At 61.7% G+C, this 16,397-nt stretch carries 13 protein-coding genes and 1 pseudogene; 6 read left to right on the forward strand and 8 right to left on the reverse strand.

Annotated features, from left to right (window positions below; genetic code table 11):
* Window positions 1-959: 959 nt before the first annotated feature.
* Genes ACQ7C1_RS25595 through dinB form a run of 3 tightly spaced genes read right to left on the reverse strand, consistent with a single transcriptional unit; the run spans window position 960 to window position 3,397 of the window.
* The gene (locus ACQ7C1_RS25595; protein ID WP_430960300.1) at window positions 960-1,454 is read right to left on the reverse strand and encodes a 2'-5' RNA ligase family protein; all 495 of its coding nucleotides are present in this window, start codon (window positions 1,452-1,454) and stop codon (window positions 960-962) included.
* Window positions 1,455-1,508: 54 nt separating this feature from the next.
* Entirely contained in the window at window positions 1,509-2,258 is a 750-nt protein-coding gene (locus ACQ7C1_RS25600; RefSeq protein WP_430960326.1) for an exonuclease domain-containing protein, read from the reverse strand.
* 38 nt (window positions 2,259-2,296) lie between these two features.
* A complete protein-coding gene (gene dinB / locus ACQ7C1_RS25605; protein WP_430960301.1) occupies window positions 2,297-3,397 on the reverse strand; it encodes a DNA polymerase IV in 1,101 nt (366 codons plus the stop codon).
* A 153-nt stretch (window positions 3,398-3,550) separates the two neighbouring features.
* On the opposite strand from dinB, the gene ACQ7C1_RS25610 reads away from it, so the two are divergent.
* On the forward strand, window positions 3,551-3,859 hold the full coding sequence (locus ACQ7C1_RS25610) for a hypothetical protein (protein ID WP_430960302.1): 309 nt from the start codon (window positions 3,551-3,553) through the stop codon (window positions 3,857-3,859).
* Here the strand turns inward: ACQ7C1_RS25610 and ACQ7C1_RS25615 are convergent.
* The gene (locus tag ACQ7C1_RS25615; RefSeq protein ID WP_430960303.1) at window positions 3,811-4,311 is read right to left on the reverse strand and encodes a hypothetical protein; all 501 of its coding nucleotides are present in this window, start codon (window positions 4,309-4,311) and stop codon (window positions 3,811-3,813) included. The genes ACQ7C1_RS25610 and ACQ7C1_RS25615 overlap by 49 nt on opposite strands.
* Before the next feature lie 44 nt (window positions 4,312-4,355).
* Between ACQ7C1_RS25615 and ACQ7C1_RS25620 the strand changes: the two genes are divergently transcribed.
* The 3 genes from ACQ7C1_RS25620 to ACQ7C1_RS25630 are packed head-to-tail and all read left to right on the forward strand — an operon-like array spanning window position 4,356 to window position 9,815.
* Window positions 4,356-5,117, forward strand: coding sequence for an ImuA family protein (locus tag ACQ7C1_RS25620; RefSeq protein WP_430960304.1), 762 nt, complete (start codon window positions 4,356-4,358; stop codon window positions 5,115-5,117).
* Entirely contained in the window at window positions 5,038-6,552 is a 1,515-nt protein-coding gene (locus ACQ7C1_RS25625; RefSeq protein ID WP_430960305.1) for a Y-family DNA polymerase, read from the forward strand. The genes ACQ7C1_RS25620 and ACQ7C1_RS25625 overlap by 80 nt, the downstream gene beginning before the upstream one ends.
* Window positions 6,552-9,815 carry an error-prone DNA polymerase gene (locus tag ACQ7C1_RS25630; protein WP_430960327.1) on the forward strand — a complete coding sequence of 1,088 codons (3,264 nt, stop codon included), beginning with the start codon at window positions 6,552-6,554 and terminating at the stop codon, window positions 9,813-9,815. Before ACQ7C1_RS25625 ends, ACQ7C1_RS25630 begins: the two co-directional genes overlap by 1 nt.
* A gap of 55 nt (window positions 9,816-9,870) precedes the next feature.
* On the opposite strand, the gene ACQ7C1_RS25635 is transcribed toward ACQ7C1_RS25630, so the two are convergent.
* The 4 genes and pseudogenes from ACQ7C1_RS25635 to ACQ7C1_RS25650 all read right to left on the reverse strand — a co-directional run bounded on the left by ACQ7C1_RS25635 (window position 9,871) and on the right by ACQ7C1_RS25650 (window position 13,974).
* Window positions 9,871-10,536, reverse strand: coding sequence for a 2'-5' RNA ligase family protein (locus ACQ7C1_RS25635; RefSeq protein WP_430960306.1), 666 nt, complete (start codon window positions 10,534-10,536; stop codon window positions 9,871-9,873).
* A gap of 61 nt (window positions 10,537-10,597) precedes the next feature.
* A complete protein-coding gene (locus ACQ7C1_RS25640) occupies window positions 10,598-10,873 on the reverse strand; it encodes a hypothetical protein (RefSeq protein WP_430960307.1) in 276 nt (91 codons plus the stop codon).
* Window positions 10,874-11,126: 253 nt separating this feature from the next.
* The gene (locus tag ACQ7C1_RS25645; protein WP_430960308.1) at window positions 11,127-13,220 is read right to left on the reverse strand and encodes a two-component system sensor histidine kinase NtrB; all 2,094 of its coding nucleotides are present in this window, start codon (window positions 13,218-13,220) and stop codon (window positions 11,127-11,129) included.
* Window positions 13,217-13,974 (reverse strand): annotated as a pseudogene (locus ACQ7C1_RS25650) (response regulator). Before ACQ7C1_RS25650 ends, ACQ7C1_RS25645 begins: the two are co-directional and overlap by 4 nt.
* 198 nt (window positions 13,975-14,172) lie before the next feature.
* On the opposite strand from ACQ7C1_RS25650, the gene ACQ7C1_RS25655 reads away from it, so the two are divergent.
* A complete protein-coding gene (locus ACQ7C1_RS25655; RefSeq protein ID WP_430960309.1) occupies window positions 14,173-15,195 on the forward strand; it encodes an ABC transporter substrate-binding protein in 1,023 nt (340 codons plus the stop codon).
* Window positions 15,196-15,314: 119 nt separating this feature from the next.
* Window positions 15,315-16,343 carry an ABC transporter substrate-binding protein gene (locus ACQ7C1_RS25660; RefSeq protein WP_430960310.1) on the forward strand — a complete coding sequence of 343 codons (1,029 nt, stop codon included), beginning with the start codon at window positions 15,315-15,317 and terminating at the stop codon, window positions 16,341-16,343.
* Window positions 16,344-16,397 lie beyond the last annotated feature (54 nt).

The raw sequence follows: 16,397 nt of genomic DNA on the forward strand, positions 1-16,397 counted from the left end.
CGCTTCGCCTCGCGGCTGCATCCCCTCATGCGGGCCTCAGTTGGTGATCTCGTCCGCTCGATGAACTTAGCCTTGCCGAGCTGGCCTCAGAGGTCTCGCGGCAGTCAGGCAAGACCGTCGTTTACAACGATCTTTCCGAGGCGGCTTATCGCGATTTGCTGACGGGCGCCGGGCTACCACGCGATCTAGCGGGCCTTCTCGCGGACGCCGACGTTGCGGCGTCACGCGGTGGGCTTTTTGACGCGGAGGCGCGCTCGGCCGGCTGATTGGTCGTCCGACCACGCTCTTGCATAGCATGGTCGCCGCAGCCTTGCGAGGCTGAGCCAGCGCCGGGACGACGTTAGCTTGCTGCGAGGCGCAGATAAAAAGGTCTCGGTCGACTTCGCCGGATTGATCTCGCGGTCCGAGACGCGTAGACGGGCGGCGCCGAGCGGAACGTTCGGGTCGCGCTGTTGCAAATAAGGTGACGTCGCGGCCGAGTGAATCGATCAGCCGCATTGCGCCTTCTTAGTCACCTCATTCACAAGTCGAGAATTATTCCGGAAAAATCGCGTGCCTATGCCGATTAGCATAGGAAGTGCCTTAGGAGACCAAGGCATTTGTCCTCGTGTGAAGCCACGGGTATGCACTCGCCGCATTGCTGTTTTGCACTGCAGCATCTGGCGCTCCTCCAAAGCGGCCGATACTGATGCTGTCAACGAAGCGATGCCCGCAGAGCTTCGGGTTTCAGATGCTCCATTCCTCCTCCCAAGGGGCATCTGAGGGAACAGCGGCACTCCTCCTCCCAGTCGCTGTTCGGTTATTTTCGAAAAAGCCTGTCGCACCTCCTCCCGCGGCAGGCTTTTTCGTTTTGGCCTTGGAGGATTGACGGAAGGCAAAGCAAATCCGGACTTGTTACCAGCCGAAGACCTTGTCGGTTCGGTCCAAGGCGCCTCAAGCGTCCCGACAGTCATAATGAGCTAATCGACAAGCGGCACGGTGGCTTCGCTTGCCCAAGGGCCGTCGAGATATCTCCACAGATCGAGCCCCACGATGGTGATGTCATGGGCATGGAAATTGCCAGAGAGTTCGCGATGAAGCCTGTTCGCCTCGGTGACGGAGGCTTTGTTTTGAATTGTGATGTGCGGCCGCCACGTCTGCATGTCCTGCGAGCCCAACCAGTGGACGAAATTGCAGCGCAGGATATGGCGGATCGCGTTCAGGTCGGGACTGCCAATCACGAAAGCAACGCCGGCTCCCAAATGGCGGATGCCGCTGACGCGGGCTGAGATCGCGCGCGTCTCCTTCGCAACGGATTGAAGGCTTTCGACGATCCTATCAACATATTCGCCCGGCAGCCGGTGAAACATTGTCAGATGCGCCCGTAGGAAATTCCGCTCTGGCGGAAAATGTTTCTGGCGAAGCAGATCGAATGGAACGAGGTCATGCTCCGCAATTCGGGCCGTGAGTATCATCGGATGGCGTGTCTTCAAATTGGCGGTCCAGGCGGGTCAAGTAAGTCAAATCGGTCACAGAAGTGTCTGCTGCGCAGGAGTGTCCGATCGGCGCGTTTCCGTTTTCCCTCGCCGCCGCAGCTCCGTCTCGGCGCTGAAGCGGACATCCGTATCGCGGTCGCTCAGGAAAGCAGTGAGCGCCTCGGTGCTCAGACGATCCCAGCTCTTGCCCCGGTCTGGACCGGCCGGCACTCGTGGCAGCAGGCCGGGCCGAGAACTCCAGAGCAGAAGTTCATCCAGGGAAGCGGCATTTAGCTCGTCGCGCAGATGGTGGGCGGTGACATAGGCATCGGGCATGGCTCGATGGGCGGGAAGGCCGATCTCGTGGATCAAACCTTCCGGCCTTCGCGAATAACGGAGCATCTGGTTCGAAAACCTTTGCAGCTCCGGCCAGACACGCAATGCGCATTTCCAAGTACAGATCCAAGGAGTACCAGCGGCCAGTCTCGGCGTGCAATAGCGTTGCTCGAACGCGGCGCGGTGGGCGGCAAGGGCGACGATTGGGTGCGGTGGCCGCAAGATGCTTGGCGCTGCTTCTTTCCAGAGCGGCGCCCCAGTAACCTCCCAATCCTGGATATGATGTATTGCCATCGTGTCGGGCGAAATCGGCTTTCCGGGATTGACCAGAACCGCGCCGCGCTCCCCAGAAACTTCCCACCCGCCATCCTCGCCTTGAATGACGTCCTGCCACCCGATCTCGCAGACATCGCTCGTCCCGTTGCCAGCGGTTTCTAGGTCGATAACTCGAATACAGGGTGGGAACATTGCGGCTTTGACCCTTGATCTGCTCCAGCTTCCTCTAATCAAAAACCCAAGCCGAGCTGCGGTTGTTCCTCGTTTTCGGCCGCCTCCTTGTCATTGGTGAGCGACGACAGTGTCACGCCAAGGAGCCGGACCGGGAGCTTGAACGGATAGACACCCGCCAGCAGGGCATTGGCGGCAGCGAGAATATCGCCGACACCTGCATAAGGGAGGGCAGTTGTCCTGCTCCGCGTCGCTTGGGTGAAATCGGAGTACTTTATCTTCACAGTCACCGTCTTGCCGCTGAAGCCCTTGGCCTGGCAGTGGGACCAGACCTTTTCCGCAAGTGGCCGGAGTTCGTTTGTCGCAAGGTCAAGGTCGCTGATATCGACCGCAAATGTGTCCTCGGCGCCGACCGACTTCCGCACTCGGTCCGGCTGGACCTGCCGCTCATCGATGCCCCGTGCAATGCCATAGAAGTACGGCCCAGACTTCCCGAAATGCTCGACGAGAAACTGTAGGGACTTTGCCCTCAGATCCGCACCGGTCTCGATACCCAGGCGGAGCATCTTCTCCGCTGTGGCCGGGCCGACGCCATGGAATTTCTTGACCGCCAGCTGCTCGACGAAAGCTGGCCCGTTCTTCGGTGTGATGACTGCTTGGCCATTGGGCTTGTTGAGGTCGGACGCCATCTTGGCGAGGAACTTGTTGTAAGAGATACCGGCGGAAGCATTCAGTCCGGTGACGGCCTTGATCTTGGCACGGATTTCCAGCGCGATCTCGGTGGCGATCGACATGCCCTTGAGGTTTTCGGTGACGTCGAGATAGGCTTCGTCGAGCGACAAAGGTTCGATCAGCGGCGTGTATTCCGCAAAGATATCGCGGATCTGCTGGGAGACGGCGCGATAGACGTCGAACCTCGGCTTCACGAAAATCAGGTCAGGACACTTTCGAGCTGCGGTGACCGAGGACATGGCTGAACGCACACCAAACTCGCGGGCTTCGTAGCTTGCTGCTGCAACAACGCCCCGGGCGGCCGCTCCGCCAACAGCCAAGGGTTTGCCACGCAGTTCCGGATTGTCGCGCTGCTCGACAGACGCGTAGAAGGCATCCATATCGACATGAATGATTTTTCTGACGGTTGAGACGGCGGTGAGATCCATGGCATTTGGTGTCACTGGGGAAAACGAAACAGGAACATAGCAGCTGCCGACGGCGCATCCAAGTCCTCACCCGCATCTCCTGCATCTGCCGAGGGAAACTCGTCGCTTCTTCAGGCGTTTGATCGATAACCCTAGCGAAGTGGAGATTGACCTATGGCCGAAGACAGCACCACGACCATCACAGCAGTTTTCGAAACGCGTGTGACTGCCGACCTTGCGGTGGAACATCTCGTCCAGAAGCACGGCATTGCCCGACCGGACATCTTCGTCCAGTCGGCCTCCGCGAAGAATACCGCCGGCTCTGCTCCCTCCGGCGGGGACGCCTCTCATGATGGTAGCGCGCGCAGCGATGCTCCGCTCGAAGGAGAGATCGAAGTTTCCGTCGATATCAATTCCAGCATGATCCCCGCGGTTCAGCGGACGTTCGGTGACGTTGGCGCGATCCGGGTTTCCGGACGCTGATCTCTAGCGTTTTGAGTCGTCACCATCCGTTCCCCCCGGCCCTGCATCGGTCGCGTTCTGTCGACGCCACGTTCGCGGTCGATCCAGCGCATGAGGGGTGTTACCGCAATTCCATGGGCGACGACGGAGATCAGGCTTGTCATGAAGACCGTCGCCCACAGGCTTTCAACCTGGTCGAATTTGGCTCTCTGGGTTGCGAAGGCGAGATAGCAGATCGAGCTGAGGCCACGGATGCCGAAGACGGCGATGATCGCCTTTTCAGCTCTTTCGGTTGATGGCAGCCGAGAAGCCTGATCCAGCCGGCGAGCGCCTGTCGCGCCATGCGAAAAAATTCCCATTCCTACCACTAAATTGAATCCGTTACGGAATTCTCCGGCGGTCCACTCTCGCTCAACTTCCGCGCGCCACATGCGCATTGACTCATTTTTGCTTTGAGAACAAATACAGAACATATTCCTGCTTCTCAAGCCGAAAACGGGTTGCCGTAAAGGAGATCATGACCGCAGCCGTCGCCACTTCGAACCCCGTCCTCGACGAGTTGCGCGAGAAAATCGCCACCCTGGAAGGGGCAGGCTCGCGCAAACGCAGTGTTTTGCCGTTTGGCGTCGGCGAGATTGATGCGCAGCTGCCGGGCGGTGGCCTCACTTATGGGGCATTGCATGAGGTGGCTGGCGGCGGCAATGGCGCGATTGACGGGGCTGCTGCTGCCCTCTTCATCGGCGGCATCGCTGCCCGCACCACCGGCAAGGTGGTCTGGTGCCTGACGCGCTTCGATCTTTTCTTTCCGGCGCTTGCCCAGGTCGGGCTTCATCCGGATCGCGTCATCTTCGTCGAGTGCGACAAGGAAGAGACGGTGCTCGCAAGCTTCGAGGAGGCGCTGCGCTATGGCGGGCTTGGCGCCGTCGTTGCCGAACTGGTGCGCCTGCCGATGACAGCCTCACGCCGGCTGCAGTTGGCGGCTGAAAAGTCTGGCACGCTGGGCCTGGTGATCCGGCGCTGGCGGCGCCAGACGGATGCTTCTGACTTCGGCATGCCGACGGCGGCCGCAACGCGCTGGCGGATCTCGGTACTGCCCTCCGAGCCGCTGCCGGTTCCAGGCGTCGGCCGGGCGCGCTGGTTGGCCGAACTGATGCGGGTGAGAGCAGGAGAGGGAGGCGAATTCGTTATCGGAGCATGTGATGGCCAGGGTCGTATCTGTCTTTCTTCCGACACTGCCAACCGACCGGATCAGACGGGCCGATCCTTCGCTATCGGTTGAAACACCGCTGGTGATCGTCGCCAGAAGCGGTTCGAAGCGCTGGATTGCGGCAGCCGACCAGCCAGCAATCAAGCTCGGCCTTCGTGTCGGCATGCCGGCCGCCAAGGCGCAGGCCCTGGTCCACGGACTGATGATGATCGATGCCGATCCGGCGGCGGACTTGGCCACCCTCGAACGGCTGGCGCTCTGGGTCTTGTCGCAATATTCTCCTGTGGTCGCATTGGATTCTCCTGATGGCATCGTCATGGACACCGAAGGCGCCGACCATCTGCAGGGTGGCGAGGAGCTGATGCTCTCCGGTCTCGTCAACCGCTTCCGCGGGAGGGGTCTTTCAGCGCGAGCGGCGATCGCCGACACTTGGGGTGCGGCGCATGCGCTCGCTCGGTCCACCGGTCGAGAGACTGTTATCGCCCCGCGCGGAGCGACCGCCAAGGCTGTGAATCGTTTGCCGCTGTCGTCGCTGCGGCTGCCGGCCGAAATCGTTGCAAGTCTCAGCACTCTCGGCTTTGCCACTGTCGGCGATCTCGCCGCCACGCCGAGGGCGCCGCTGACGCTACGCTTCGGGCCGGAGGTGGGACGGCGACTCGACCAGATGTTCGGCCGCCTCGCCGAGCCGATCGATCCAATCCGCCCGGCTGATATCGTTGAGGTCCAAAAATCCTTTGCCGAACCGATCGGCGCACCGGAGACGATTGAGAAATACATCAACCGCCTGGTGCGGCAGCTCTGTCAGGCGCTCGAGAAGCGGGGACTTGGTGTGCGGCGCGTCGACCTCATCGTCCAGCGCGTCGACAATACGCTTCAGTCGCTCCGGGCAGGCACGGCCAAACCTGTCCGCGATATCGCCTGGCTCACGAAACTCTTTCGCGATCGCATCGAGAGGATCGAGCCCGGCTTCGGCATCGAGAAGCTGAGCCTGGCGGCCGTCATCGCCGAGCCGCTCGTCAAAGTGCAGTCGGCCTCCTCGCTGATCGAAGAGCAGGTGACCGACGTGACGCCGCTGATCGATGTGCTTGGCAACCGCGGCGGCCAGCGGATTTTCCGAGTCGCTCCGGTGGCAAGCGACGTCCCGGAGCGCAGTGTCCAGCGGATCGCGCCGACGGCTGACGAAATCGGCACCACCTGGCCGCTCCACTGGCCCCGGCCGGCGCGGCTTCTGGCGCATCCTGAATTGATCGAGGTGATCGCGCTTCTGCCCGATCATCCGCCGGTCTCCTTTACGTGGCGCAGCAAGCGGCGCCGGGTGAAGCGCGCAGACGGGCCGGAGCGGATTTTTGGCGAATGGTGGCAGCGCAGCTCCGAGTGGATCGCCGTTCGCGACTACTTCGTCATCGAGGATGATACCGGCGAAAGCTTCTGGATCTTTCGTTCCGGCGATGGCGTCGACGAGGACACCGGATCGCACAAATGGTTCCTGCATGGGGTGTTTGCCTGATGCGCTACGCCGAACTCCAGGTGACAACGCACTTCTCCTTCCTCCGCGGTGCAAGCTCGGCGGACGAGCTGTTCGCCACCGCCAAGCTCATGGGCCTCGAAGCCCTCGGCGTCGTCGACCGCAACAGCCTCGCCGGCATCGTCCGGGCGCTGGAGGCATCGCGCGCCACCGGACTGCGGTTGGTCGTCGGTTGCCGGCTCGATCTGGCCGATGGCATGTCGATCCTCGTCTATCCCACAGATCGCGCCGCTTATTCGCGGCTGACGCGGTTGCTGACCTTGGGCAAGGGCCGCGGCGGGAAGGCGAATTGCATCCTGCAACTCGATGATGTCGCGCTCTATGCCGAAGGGCTGATCGGCGTCCTCGTGCCTGGGATGCCGGACGACACCTGTGCCATGCAGCTCAGGAAGATGGCGGAAGTCTTTGGCGATCGTGCCTATCTCTCGCTCTGCCTGCGCCGGCGCCCCAACGATCAACTGCGGCTGCATGGCCTGTCGAACCTGGCGGTCAAGTATCGGGTGAAGACCGTCGTCACCAATGACGTGCTGTTTCATGAGCCCGGCCGGCGCCAGCTTCAGGATGTCGTCACCTGCATTCGGACCGGAACCACCATTGACGATGTCGGCTTCGAGCGCGAGCGGCATGCCGACCGCTATCTCAAGCCGCCGGAAGAAATGGCGCGCCTGTTTCCGCGTTATCCGGAGGCGCTGGCACGGACGATGGAGATCGTCGAGCGCTGCAAATTCTCGCTCGAGGAGCTCGTCTACCAGTATCCCGATGAGGCGCTGATTTCGGGCATGACCGCGCAGCAGTCGCTGGAACACTACACCTGGGAGGGCGTCAGGACGCGCTATCCCGAAGGCCTGCCTGATCATGTCGAGAAGACCATCCGCCACGAGCTCGCTCTGATCGAGACCATGAAATACGCGCCTTACTTTCTCACCGTCTTCTCGATTGTCCGCTATGCCCGGTCTCAGGGCATTCTCTGCCAGGGCCGGGGATCAGCCGCCAACTCCGCCGTTTGTTATGTGCTCGGCATCACCTCGATCGATCCCGACACCAATGATCTCCTCTTCGAGCGCTTTGTCAGCCAAGAACGCGACGAGCCGCCCGACATTGATGTCGATTTCGAGCATGAGCGGCGCGAGGAGGTCATTCAGTGGATCTACAAGACCTACGGCCACGACAAGGCGGCGCTTTGCTCCACTGTCACGCGCTATCGCGCCAAGGGCGCTATCCGCGATGTCGGCAAGGCGCTGGGCCTGCCCGAGGACCTGATCAAAGCGCTCTCCTCCGGCATCTGGTCGTGGTCGGAGGCGGTCGGAGAGCGACAGGTACGCGATCTCGGCCTCAATCCGGAGGACCGACGTCTCGCTCTGACCCTCAGGCTTGCGCAGCAGCTGATGGGCGCACCACGGCATCTCGGTCAGCATCCGGGCGGTTTCGTCCTCACCCATGACAGGCTCGATCATCTCGTCCCGATCGAACCGGCGGCGATGGTCGACCGCCAGGTGATTGAGTGGGACAAGGATGACGTCGAAGCGCTCAAAATGATGAAGGTCGACGTGCTGGCGCTCGGCATGCTGACCTGCATGGCTAAGGCCTTCGCCTTGATCCATGAGCACAAGCACCAGGATCTCGACCTTGCCACCATTCCGCAGGAGGATTCGGCGACCTATGCGATGATCCGCAAGGCCGACACGCTCGGCACCTTCCAGATCGAAAGCCGAGCGCAAATGTCTATGCTGCCGCGCATGAAGCCGAGGACCTTCTACGATCTCGTCATCCAGGTGGCGATCGTCCGCCCCGGGCCTATCCAGGGCGACATGGTCCATCCCTATCTCCGCCGGCGCGAAGGCAAGGAGAAGGTCGAGTACCCGACACCCGAACTGGAAGCGGTCCTCCACAAGACGCTGGGCGTGCCCCTGTTTCAGGAGTCGGCGATGAAGGTGGCGATGGTCTGTGCTGGGTTCACAGGTGGCGAGGCCGACCAGCTCAGGAAATCCATGGCGACCTTCAAGTTCACGGGGGGTGTCTCACGCTTCAAGGACAAGCTGGTCTCGGGGATGATCCGGAACGGCTACACGCCGGAATTCGCGGAAAGGACCTTCGGCCAGCTCGAAGGCTTCGGCTCCTATGGCTTCCCGGAAAGCCATGCCGCATCCTTCGCGCTCATCGCCTATGCCTCCAACTACGTGAAATGCCATTTCCCTGATGTCTTCTGTGCGGCGCTTCTGAACTCGCAGCCGATGGGTTTCTATGCCCCGGCCCAGATCGTCCGCGATGCCCGCGAGCATGGGGTCGAGGTCCGTCCCGTCTGCGTTAACCGCTCGCGCTGGGACTGCGCGTTGGAGCCGATCAAGGGCAGCGACCGCCATGCGGTGCGGCTCGGCATGCGGCTGGTGCGCGGGTTGGCAACAGCCGATGCGGCGCGCATCGTTGCTGCCCGCGCCGATGAACCCTTCGCATCGGTCGATGACATGTGGCGGCGATCCGGCGTGCCGGTCGCCTCGCTGGTCGAGCTCGCCGAAGCCGATGCCTTTTTGCCGTCACTGTGCCTCGAGCGCCGTGATGCGCTTTGGGCGATCAAGGCACTGCGCGACCAACCGCTGCCGCTGTTCAGCGCTGCGGCAGAACGGGAGGCACGGGCGATCGCCGAGCAGCAGGAGCCGGCAGTCGAGCTCAGGCAAATGACCGAAGGCCACAACGTCGTCGAGGATTACAGCCATACCGGCCTGACGCTCCGGCAGCATCCCTTGAGCTTCCTTCGCAGCGAACTCGCCAAACGTCGGATCGTGACCTGCGCCGAGGCCATGACGGCGCGCGACGGCCGATGGCTGATGGCGGCCGGCCTGGTGCTGGTGCGCCAGCGGCCAGGTTCGGCGAAGGGCGTGATGTTCATCACCATCGAGGACGAAACTGGTGTGGCGAATGTCGTCGTCTGGCCAAAACTCTTCGAGCGGTCCCGCCGCGTGGTGCTCGGCGCCAGCATGATGGCGATCAACGGCAGGATCCAGCGGGAAGGGGAGGTGGTTCACCTGGTCGCCCAGCAGCTCTTCGATCTCTCGGCCGATCTGTCGAGCCTTGCCGAGCGTGACGGATCGTTTCATCCGCCGACCGGCCGCGGCGACGAGTTCGCTCATGGTTCGCCCGGCAGCCCGGATTCGCGTGAAAAGGCGCCGCCCGGCGTCCGGGCGAGGGATATGTTCGTGCCGGATCTTCATATCGATACGCTGAAGATCAAGAGCCGGAATTTTCAGTGATGCTACAGGCGAACGACGGCGTCAGCGTTTCAGATCCTTTCAACTTCAAAGAGATTTATCTCGACCATGCAAAGTTCCACCCATCAATGGGGCCATGGCCGCGTGCTTGCGAGCTTTGCCCGCCCAAGCCCTGTAGCAGCGGCGCACCCAGCCTTTTGATCTCGAGACTTGGATAGACGCACTCCTCCAACAGTTGACGAACGGTGACCCTTATCGGCGCAAAACCGGAACCCACGTTGACCTTTGAAATCCATTCCGCAGCAGAAAACCTGAACAGCGTTATGTGGGCGATCTGGGGCGGTCTCGGACGCCAATCTTCGAAGCAGAGGGCATGTGAAATGGCCGAACGCAGCTTGCGCAGTTCTGGCGGCTCCTGCGCCTTTACGAAGACAGCAGCAGCTGAAGTCTCGATCTCGCTGAATTCAAGATCAATCGGCGGCGTCTTCTCAGCAATCTGATTCACGATTTCCGTCCATTGGTCTCCTGTCGACTTCCAGATCTCATGGTTTGGAACTGCAAATTGGGCCGCCGCGTCAATCAAGGTGGCGACCGTCATGTGCAGGCTTGTGAGGGGGACGCGCAGAAGCGGCGCATCGCTATTTCGTTCGATGCGATCCTGCAAGTCGCAGAGCTCTGATAGAAGCGTGGAGTCAAGAAAATACTGTAAGTGAAAAGCGCAACACTGCCTCAGCCATAGAATGTAAATCTTCGTTCGGATCACAACGGGCTCTCCATATGATGACTTTTGTCCACCGCCGGCCTTATCCGACACGCAGGACATCTCAAACCGCCTGCTTTTCCATGCGACGCAGTAGGCCTTGCAATTCAGGCTCCTTGACGAGAGACGCAGCCTCGGCGGGTCGCATCCAGGCGAGTGTACGATTTTTGCACCCTGGAAAACGCTTCTTGGTCTCGCGCGCTTCAAGCATATGAACCTCAGCAAAGGCGGGAACCTGCTGTCCATCTGCGAGCGACTTGATATAGACAAAGTGGCCAAAGATCCGCTTCTTTGCCCGTCCTTTCACACCAGCTTCTTCCCAGGCTTCTCTTTCGGCCACTTCGTGGGGGCCAGCCCCTCAATTGGCCAACCTTTGGGAATCGTCCAGCGCCCAGTCTCACGGGTTGTGATCAGGAGAACTTCGACGCTGTCGCGCGCGATTGGGCGAAAACAGAGAGCACCATACTGCTGTGCGGACCCGCCATCGAGGATCGTCTTTGTATGGTCAGCCAACCGGTTTAATTGAGTGACCTTTTTCATTTTCAGAAGTTGGGGCGTAATACGATTCCTGACAAGCTGGCGTAGAACGCAATTCACGCCGGAAACAGCAGTTCCACGATCGTTCCCTTACCCGGCGCCGAGGCAATGCGCGCGTCGCCGCCGCTCTGGCGGACGAAGCCATAGACCATGGCCAGGCCGAGACCTGCGCCGCCTTCGGCATCGCGGGTGGTGAAATAGGGCTCGAACGCCTTATCGATTGCCTCGGCCGACATGCCGATACCGTCGTCGGTCACGCTGACGGTCACCCCGGCCTCGTTGCGGGCGCAACGGATGAGGATCGTTCCGCCCGCTGGCATGGCCGCGGCGGCGTTGAGGCAGAGGTTGAGGACCGATTGCTCGAAGAGCGCTGTATCGATGAGGACGGTGGGCAGGTCGTCGGCTATGTCGAAGGCAAGCCGGCATTTTTCGCCGATGGCGATTTCAAGCACGTCGGCCATGCCGCGCAGCACGGCGACGATCTCCACTGGACCCGGATGGATCGGCTGCTGGCTGCCGATGGAAAGCATGCTCCCGGCCAGCGACCTGCCGCGGTCGGCAGCCTTGCGAATGCGGGCGAGGTGTCGCTTTTGCCGGTCATTGAAGCCGGTTTCGCGCTCCAGCAGCCCAAGGCTGCCGGTGATGATGCCGATCATGTTGCCGACTTCGTGACTCACCTGGTGGGTCATGCGCATGATGCCATCGAGCCGCTGGATCTTTGCTGCCTCCGCCTCCTGCCGGTCCATGTCGGTGATATCGCGCGCCAGCAGCACGATGCCGCCGTCGGGTTGACGCGATAGCGACACCTCAGTCACCCGGCCGGCGTCGGAGCGGTGGCGCAGCACCGACCGGTCGGAGAGCAGGCCGGCGTCGTTTTCGGCCGGCAGAAGTGCCGGATCGATCTCCGGCAGCGGTGTCACGAAACTGCGGAGCGGCAATTTCCTGGCCGAACCAGACCAGCCGACCAGCTCGATGACACGGCGGTTCATGGTGATCGGCCGGCCGCGCGCATCGAACAGCGCGATGCCCTCATTCATGCTGCGGAAGGTGGAGCGGATGGTGCGGGCGGCGGCCTCCGCCGTGCGCCGCAGCCGCGTCACGCGCTCGACGCTCTCGCGGAACGCACGGAAGGCTTCGAGCAGGCGCACCAATTCGGTTTCCGTCCCGTCGTAGCGCGGCGCATCGACATCCTTGCGCCCTTCTGCCAGTGCGTTCATGCCGTTCGAAAGTGCAACGATGCCGCGTGAGACGCGCATGACGGAGCGGATCGAGATCACGGCCATTGCCAGCACCAGCAGCGAGGCGACGGCGACGATGACCAGGATGCGGCTCAAGGCGTCGGAAGTCGAGACGAGGTCGTCGCTGAGGCTGCGGGCAACGGCCTCGCTTTGGGTTTCCGTTGCATGCGACAGATCGCGCGAGACCGTATGCAGGCGCGAGACGGCGGCGCGGATGGCAAACATTTCGAGGAGATAGCGCGTCTGTGCCTCGAACACCCGTTCGTAGGGCGCAAGCTCGGCGGCGGCTATCCGGATGTCCGGCGCGGCGGGTTCGAGGCGCGGAGCGGTTTCGGAGACGTAGCGCCGGCGCAATTCACCGAGCTGGAAAAGGCTGTCCGAATTGGAGGCGGATTGCACGACGGCGTTCAGCCGGCTGCGGAAGTCGGCATCCGCAATGCCGCTGCCGGTTGCGATCTCGCCGAGCGCTGCCGCAGCCTCCGCCTTATGCTGCTGGGCGGATTCTGCGTCGCCTGCAAGCGCCGTCGTCTGCGTGCGGATCGTTTCCAGCAGCTCGACGATACGGCTGCTCGCAAAACCCTTCACGGCAGCCCCGTCGTTTTCAGGTTGCATGGCGCGCAGCAATGCATCGACCTGCACGACGACCGAGCGGCTTTCGCTGGACACTCGATAGGGCGAGGTCGCATTCATCAGGAAGGGTGCGCTGGAGACGAGATCGGAAACCTGCCGCGAGACCAGCGAAGCCTTGGCAAGGCTCGAAAACGCCTGCAAGCCATAGGCGGCCATCTCCTGGCGAGCCCGCTGCAAGCCGTAGATGGCGATCGTCGCCAGGCTGAAGACGAGCACGCAGATGAAGGCGATGGCGAAGGGCAGGCGAAAGGCGATGGACGAGAGGAAGGGACGGCTGATCACGATACGATCTCGCCATCGTCGGTGTCGAGAACATAGCCCTTGCCGCGGCGCGTCTTGATATGGCGCGGCAGGTCAGGATTGCGCTCGATCTTGCGACGCAGACGCAGCACGAGCACGTCGACATTACGGTCGATGTAGCGCTCGCTTTCCGCGCCCAAACGGTCGAGGATCTGTGCGCGGCTGACGGGTGCGTTCGGCGTTTCTGCGAGGATTTCGAGCAGCGCGAATTCGGCGTTCGTCAGCGACTTGGCGGGGTCGGTGCGGCAGACTGCGCGGCGGCTCTTGAGATCCACCGACCAGTCGCCGAGCTTCAGGGATGCGGGCTCGTGCTCTCGCTCGTTTTCCCGCTCCGGCTTCAGCGAGGGGATGGTCCGGCGCAGCACGGCCTTGATACGCGCCGTCAATTCGATCGGCTCGAAGGGTTTGACGACATAGTCGTCGGCCGCCGTTTCGAGGCCGAGCACCCGGTCCGCGGCGCTGCCGGCAGCCGTCACCATGACGATGCCGATATTGGTCTGCGCCCGCAGGCGCTGCGCGAAGGTACGGCCGGAGGTGCCGGGCAGATTGTGGTCGACGAGCACGAGATGCACCTTTCGCGCGAAAGCACGATCGCCGCTTCCTCCGCCGACGGCGCGGTGAGCGGCGTCCAGCCCTCCGCCTCCACGAGGTCGGAGATAAGCTCCGCCATGTCCGGATCGTCCTCGACGATCAGAATGCTGATCCTCTCATTCAACACATGCACGTCCTCCCGCATCCATTATAGGCAGGGCTCTCACGATCTTCAAAGCGGGCTCGTGTTATGCGCTTTGTCACATTTGTAACCTTTGTCATTTTTGAGGGGTTCGCCGCCGGCAAAGCTGTAAAAACCGTAACCATTCTTCGATTGCGCAACGCGGCAGATCTGACATCCTTATTGCGGAGATTGGGACGCAAGGTCCAATGGGAGGAAATCGTGAGAGGCATCACCGCTTTCAGCGCGGTCGCGGCTTTGTGGCTGGCGAGCACCGGCACCGGCACGGCTGCCCCGTCGCTCACCGTTTTGTGCGGTGTGGACGAGATGTGGTGCGCCGCGATGAAGACGGCCTATGAGGCAAAAAGCGGGCACAAAATCTCGGTAACCCGCAAGAGCACCGGCGATATCCTCAATCAGATCCGCGCGGAAAAAGCTGCGCCGACCGTCGATGTCTGGTGGGGCGGCACGGGCGACACCCATCTGCAGGCCGGCTCTGAAAATCTTCTCGAAGCCTACCAGCCGGCCCATGAGCGCGACATGCTGCCCTGGGCGCAGAATTTCTTCGCCATGTCCGGCGGCCGCTCGGCCGGAATCTACGCCGGGGCGCTCGGCTTTGCCTACAATGCCGATCTGCTGCGCGAGCTGAAGTTGCCGGCGCCGACTTGCTGGAAGGACCTGACGGATACCGCCTATCGCGGCCGCATCCAGAGCGGCAATCCGAATTCGTCCGGCACCGCCTTCACCACGCTTGCGACGCTGGTGCAGCTCTTCGGCGAGGATGAGGCGTTTCGTTATCTCGCCGCGCTCAACCGCAATATCGAGCACTACACCCCTTCCGGAGCTGCGCCTATCAAGGCGGCGGCGCGCGGAGAAACGCTCATCGGCATTTCCTTCATGCATGATGCCGTCACGCAGAAGCAGGCGGGCTTTCCCCTCGTGATCGTCGCACCCTGCGAAGGCACCGGCTACGAGATCGGCGCTGTGAGTATCGTCAAAGGTGCGAAGAACATCGAGGAAGCAAAGCGCTTCGTCGATTTCGCGTTGAGCCCCGAAGGGCAGGGGACCGGAGCGGCGTCCGGCCAGAACCAGGTGCCATCAAACGCGAAATCCAGTCTGCCGCTCGCAGCACCTGACATTTCGATGATCAAGATGGTGGACTATGACTTCGCCACCTTCGGCTCGCCGGAAGAACGAAGTCGACTGCTCCGCAGGTTCGATGCGGAAATCGCCGCGACGAACTGAACAAGCCCTTTAGACAAACAGCAATCCGAAATCGTGAACGCGCTGCCGCGGGCGGGCCGAAGGCCCCGCTGTGTCTCGTTCATGGGAAAATCTAACCCAGGCAACAGGAGGATGCCCGCATGAAAATCAACACCCTTTCCCTCATGCTCTTCGCCGGCACGGCGCTCGGGGCACTACCGGCGCAGGCCGCTGGCGAACTCAACCTCATCTGCTCGGCCGACGTCGTCATCTGCGAGCAGATGAAGGGTGATTTCGAGAAGGCGCATAGCGACATCAAGGTGAATATGGTTCGCCTCTCGTCCGGCGAGACCTATGCCAAGGTTCGCGCCGAGGCACGCAACCCGAAGACCGACATCTGGTGGGCCGGCACGGGCGACCCGCATCTTCAGGCGGCATCGGAAAATCTGACTCTGGAATACAAATCGCCAAAGCTCGATGAACTCAACGATTGGGCGAAGAAGCAGGCCGAAAGCTCCGGCTACAAGACGGTCGGCGTCTATGCCGGCGCGCTCGGCTGGGGCTACAACACGGAAATCTTCAAAACCAAGGGCTACAAGGAGCCTGTCTGCTGGGCCGACCTTCTGGCGCCGGAATTGAAGGGCGAAATCCAGATCGCCAATCCGAATTCTTCCGGCACCGCCTATACGGCGCTCGCCTCGCTCGTGCAGATCATGGGTGAGGACGAGGCCTTCGACTACCTGAAGAAGCTGAACGGCAACATCTCGCAATACACCAAGTCCGGCTCGGCACCCGTCAAGGCGGCTGCACGCGGCGAGACGGCGCTCGGCATCGTCTTCGTGCATGACGCAGTGGCGCAGACGGCGGAAGGTTTCCCGATCAAATCGATCACGCCCTGTGAAGGCACCGGCTATGAGATCGGCTCCATGTCGATCATCAAGGGCGCGCGCAACCTCGACAATGCGAAGATCTGGTACGACTGGGCGCTGACGGCGGAGGTCCAGTCGCGCATGAAGGACGCCAAGTCCTTCCAGCTGCCTTCCAACAAGAGCGCGACCATTCCGAAGGAGGCGCCGCGCTTCGAGCATATCAAGCTGATCGACTACGACTTCAAGACCTATGGCGACCCGGCAAAGCGCAAGGCACTGTTGGAACGGTGGGATCGCGAAATCGGCGCCGCCGCCAACTGATGTCCTGACAGGCGGCGCCTGCCTCCACAGGCGCCGCCCTCCTACACTCAAAAA

Source organism: Rhizobium sp. Nf11,1, from assembly GCF_050587665.1.
Lineage (GTDB): Bacteria > Pseudomonadota > Alphaproteobacteria > Rhizobiales > Rhizobiaceae > Rhizobium.